Origin of the sequence: Allobosea sp. CER48 (genome assembly GCF_044752385.1) — a bacterium.
Classification (GTDB): domain Bacteria; phylum Pseudomonadota; class Alphaproteobacteria; order Rhizobiales; family Beijerinckiaceae; genus Allobosea.
Genome location: NZ_JBIWYK010000286.1, coordinates 1 through 4,157, shown reverse-complemented (window position 1 = coordinate 4,157; position 4,157 = coordinate 1). Strand labels below are relative to the sequence as shown.

The 4,157-nt window shown below is 65.4% G+C and carries 4 protein-coding genes; all 4 read right to left on the bottom strand.

Going from position 1 to position 4,157, the window contains the following annotated elements; translation table 11 throughout:
- On the bottom strand, positions 1-238 hold a 238-nt coding region (locus ACIPIA_RS11385), incomplete at its 3' end, for a cytochrome c (RefSeq protein WP_400509549.1).
- 130 nt (positions 239-368) lie between these two features.
- Positions 369-2,678 carry a xanthine dehydrogenase family protein molybdopterin-binding subunit gene (locus ACIPIA_RS11380; RefSeq protein WP_400509547.1) on the bottom strand — a complete coding sequence of 770 codons (2,310 nt, stop codon included), beginning with the start codon at positions 2,676-2,678 and terminating at the stop codon, positions 369-371.
- Positions 2,679-2,778: 100 nt separating this feature from the next.
- Positions 2,779-3,738: a YiiG family protein gene (locus ACIPIA_RS11375; RefSeq protein ID WP_400509546.1), complete on the bottom strand. Its 960-nt coding sequence runs from the start codon at positions 3,736-3,738 to the stop codon at positions 2,779-2,781.
- 51 nt (positions 3,739-3,789) lie between these two features.
- Positions 3,790-4,107, bottom strand: coding sequence for a rhodanese-like domain-containing protein (locus ACIPIA_RS11370; RefSeq protein ID WP_400509544.1), 318 nt, complete (start codon positions 4,105-4,107; stop codon positions 3,790-3,792).
- Between the last annotated feature and the right edge of the window lie 50 nt (positions 4,108-4,157).

Genomic DNA, 4,157 nt, shown 5'->3' with positions numbered 1-4,157 from the left:
TGGCCGTATCAGGGAACAGGGTCGAAGCCTTCTTGGCCGAGTCCGAATAGGTCTTGAACACGGCCTGCGCCTTGGCGGCGTCGAAGGGAACGTCGCCCTTGGCCATTGCAGCGCCTTCGCGGGTCGCCGCGCCGATCGCCTTCATCGCCTGCTGACGCTCCGCGATCGGGTTCGACTGCGCCATCACGGCGGTAAGGCCAAGCCCGAGGCCGGCGAGCACGAGAGCAGTGCGGATCATTCAGTTCCCCTTCAGGACAAGTCGGCGCCGCAGGCGCTGTTTTGAACTCGTCCAGATCAAACGATGATCGCGACACAGCCAAGTCGCTTTTACGTGATGCGCCTTGCAAAACCGCAAGACGCCCCTTGCATCAAAGCCGGTAACCAGCCTCCTTCAGAGCGTTGAACACCTTGATCGGCGTTGCCGGCATGTCCATGGCCTTGATGCCCGCAGCCCGGTCGAGCGCATCGACCATCGCGTTCATGACTGCCGGGCAGGCGCCGATCGCCCCCGCCTCGCCCGCGCCCTTCACGCCGATGGCGTTGGTGACGCAGCGGACATTGCGGGTCTCGAAATGGAAGTTCGGGATGTCGACCGCGCGCGGCAGTGCATAGTCCATGAAGGTTGCCGTGAGCATTTGGCCGTCGGGATCGAAGCGAATCTCCTCCATCAAGGCCTGGCCGATGCCCTGCGCCGAGCCGCCATGCACCTGCCCCTGCAGCATCAGCGGGTTCAGCGTCACGCCGAAATCATCGACGACGACGTAGTTGAGGATTTCCGTGCCGCCGGTGCCCGGATCGATCTCCAGTTCGCAGACATGCGTGCCGTTCGGATAGGTCGCCTCCGGCGGCGTCCAGCTCTGGTGCACCTTCAGCATCGTCGGTGACGCGCCCGGCAGGGCCGCGATCGCGGCGAGGTCCAGCGACTTGTCCGTGCCGACGATGCGGACCGCGCCATTGGCGACCTCGAGATCGCCGACAGCCGCCTCGAGCTTCTCCGAGGCGAGCTGCTTGAGATTGTCGGTCAGTATCTCCGTCGCCTTGTTCAGGGCCGCGCCGCCGACCGGGATCGAGCGCGAGCCACCCGTCCCCGAGCCGGTCTCGACGCGGTCGGTATCGCCCTGCACCACGCGGATGCGATCCATCGGGATGTCGAGATGCTGCGAGACGAGCTGCGAGTAGGCTGTCTCGTGCCCCTGTCCGTTCGACTGCGTGCCGATCAGCACCGTGACGGTGCCATCCTTCTCCAGTATCACGGTCGAGCTTTCCGGGCCGCCGCCGCCGCAGGCCTCGATATAGCTGGCCATGCCGATTCCACGGATCCTGCCGGCCTTGGCCGAGGCTTTCTGCCGCGTCTTGAAGCCCTTCCAGTCGGCGACATCCATCGCGCGCCGCATATGGCCCTCGAACTCGCCGGAATCGTAGACCGGGCCGGTCTGTGTCTTGTGCGGCATCTCCGATGGCTTGACGAAGTTCTGGGCGCGCACCGCATCCGGCGTCCTGCCGGTCTCGCGGGCGATGGCATCGACCAGCCGCTCGATCAGATAGGCCGCCTCCGGGCGCCCGGCGCCGCGATAGGCATCGACCGGCGTGGTATTGGTCAGCACGCCGCGGAAGACCACATGCACCGCCGGGATGCTGTAGCAGCCCGGCGTCATCGTGGTCCCGACCCAGGGGATGAAGGGTCCGTACTGCGAGAGATAGGCGCCCATCTCCGCCGAGAGATCGACCTTGAGGCCAATGAATTTGCCCTTGGCGTCCAGCGCCATCGTCGCCGTCGTCAGATTGGCGCGGCCATGGGTATCGGCGAGGAAATGCTCGGTCCGGTCAGAGACCCAGCGCACCGGCCGCTTCAGCTTCTCGGCCGCGATCATCGCCAGCGGATATTCGCGATAGAGGAAGATCTTGGTGCCGAAGCCGCCACCCACATCCGGCGTCACCACGCGGATGCGCTTGGGGTCGACCTTCAGCACGTAGTTGGCGATCAGGTCGCGCATGCCGTGGCTGCCCTGGCTGCCCAGCGTCAGCGTCCAGCGCTTCTCGGCCTTGTCGTAATCGGCGACGCAGGCGCGCGTCTCCATGTAGTTCGAGGCGAGCCGGTTGTTGACGACGGTCAGCGAAATGATACGCGCCGCCTTGGCAAAGGCCTTCTCGGTCTTCTCGCGATCGCCCTGCTCGGCCACGAAGGCGACGTTGCCGGCCCGATCCGGCCAGATCTGCGGGGCGCCGTCTTCCAGCGCCTCAGCGATGCCGGTCACGGCGGGCAGCGGATCCCAGTCGATCTCGATGGCCTCCGCCGCATCGCGGGCCTGCGCCAGCGTCTCGGCGACGATGAAGGCGATGGCCTCGCCGACATGGCGCACCGTGTCGGCCGGCAGCACGGGGACCGGAAGGGATTTCGACATCTCTCCGGAGGTGGTCTTGATATGCCCCTTGCAGGGCAAGTCGCCATACCCCGACACATCCTTGCCCGTCAGGATCAGCTTCACGCCCTTCAGCTTCCGGGCCGCCTCGGTGTCGCCGATCGAGAAACGGGCATGGGCATAGGGCGAGCGCAGCACGAAGGCGTGCAGGGCGCCCTCCGCGGCAATGTCGTCGGTATAGCGGCCGGTGCCGGTGGTCAGGCGTTGATCCTCGACCCGCCGGACAGGCTGGCCAAAACCGAATTTCATGGGACGCATGAGGCATATCCTCAGTTAAGTCGAATGAAAGACTGAAACAGAAACGAGGCCGCGTCAGCCCCCGGCATCTGGCCGGGAGCTGCGCTGGACGCAGGGCGCCTCAGCGCGCGGTACGGATCGCCGTCTCGGAGAGCGAGACCATGGTGTTGTAGTTGTTGACGATCCAGTTGGCGTCATTCGCTGCGCCGCGCCTGACATCGCCCTTGCTCTTGGCCAGCTTGTCGCTGAAATCGCGCAGCTTGCCGAGCCAGGAACTCGCCTGGCTCTCTATGAAGGGCACGCCGCCGGGATTCTTGTCCTTGAAGGCGTCCATCTCGCGCACCGCCGCGGAATAGTCGGCCGTGGCGGCATTGAACGCCTTGAGATCCACGATCGGCTGCTCGTTGCTCGGCATCAGGTCCATCACCGCGCGGGCGTTGATCATGATGTTGCGCACCTGCCAGCGGGCCGACTTGCCCTCGCGCTCCTCGACCGAGGCGAGCTCGCGCTGGTCGAGCCCACGCTTGTAGACCCGCACCAGTGCGTCGAGCCTGGCGCGTTCATCGAGGAAGTTCCTGGCCGCCGGCACCATCGCCGCGTGCAGCTTCTGGCCCTCGGCGAGATTGTCGTCGCGGTAGTCCTTGCGGTCGTAATAGCGCTCGGCATTGGTGATCAGCGGAGCGAGTTCCTGATACGCCTTGATGTAGCGGCCCATCGTCTCGTCGATCGCCGGCAGCTTCGGCTCGCGCGCCATCGCCTCCTCGGCTTTCTTGATCTCGCCGGTCACGTCATAGAGGCTGTACATCCCGTAGGAAATGTAGCGCTCCTTGCCGGTCGGCCCCTTCTTCATGTCGACCCAGCTGCCGTAGCGCTCCCAGGACTGGATGGCGCGCAGCGTGCGGTTCATCAGCCCCGTATAGGCGTTGGACTTGGTGATGGCGGCCTGGAGATCGTCCTCCTGCCCCTTGCTGGCGCTACCGGCCGGAACAGCTGCTGAGCCTTGCGCCCAGACGGGGGCGGGCGCCGCGAGGAAGAGGGCAGCGGCGCAGGCGGCACCACGGAGAAAAGCTCGGGTCGTCATGTATCCAGTTCCGTAATCTGCGGCATGCCACGCGGGCGAAGGCGCAAAACCTCAATCCTGCGCGACCGGCTCGCCATGCATCAGCCAGTCCTTGAAGCCGCCGGCATAGTGGCTGTCGATGTCGAGGCCGGCCGACTGCGCAAAGGCGAGCGCACGCTGCGAACGCACGCCTGCAGCGCAGGAAAACACAATTCTCTTGCCCGCTTCGTTGGGCAGGTCAGCAGGGTCGAATTGCGAGAGCGGCCGCGAGACCGAGCCGGGAATATGCCCGGCTGCGAATTCATGCGGCTCGCGCACATCGACGAGCAGGATGGAGCCGTCGCCCAGGCCCGCCTTGATGTCGTCGATGTCGAGGTCGTTCACGATCATGGGCTGCGTCTCCCGCTCGGGCCTGATTGTCCGTCCAGATAGGGCGACAC

Excerpts from the sequence above, each read along its gene's own strand:
- ACIPIA_RS11380 (WP_400509547.1), bottom strand. The coding sequence starts at position 2,678 with ATGCGTCCCATGAAATTCGGTTTTGGCCAGCCTGTCCGGCGGGTCGAG.
- ACIPIA_RS11375 (WP_400509546.1), bottom strand. The coding sequence starts at position 3,738 with ATGACGACCCGAGCTTTTCTCCGTGGTGCCGCCTGCGCCGCTGCCCTC.
- ACIPIA_RS11370 (WP_400509544.1), bottom strand. The coding sequence starts at position 4,107 with ATGATCGTGAACGACCTCGACATCGACGACATCAAGGCGGGCCTGGGC.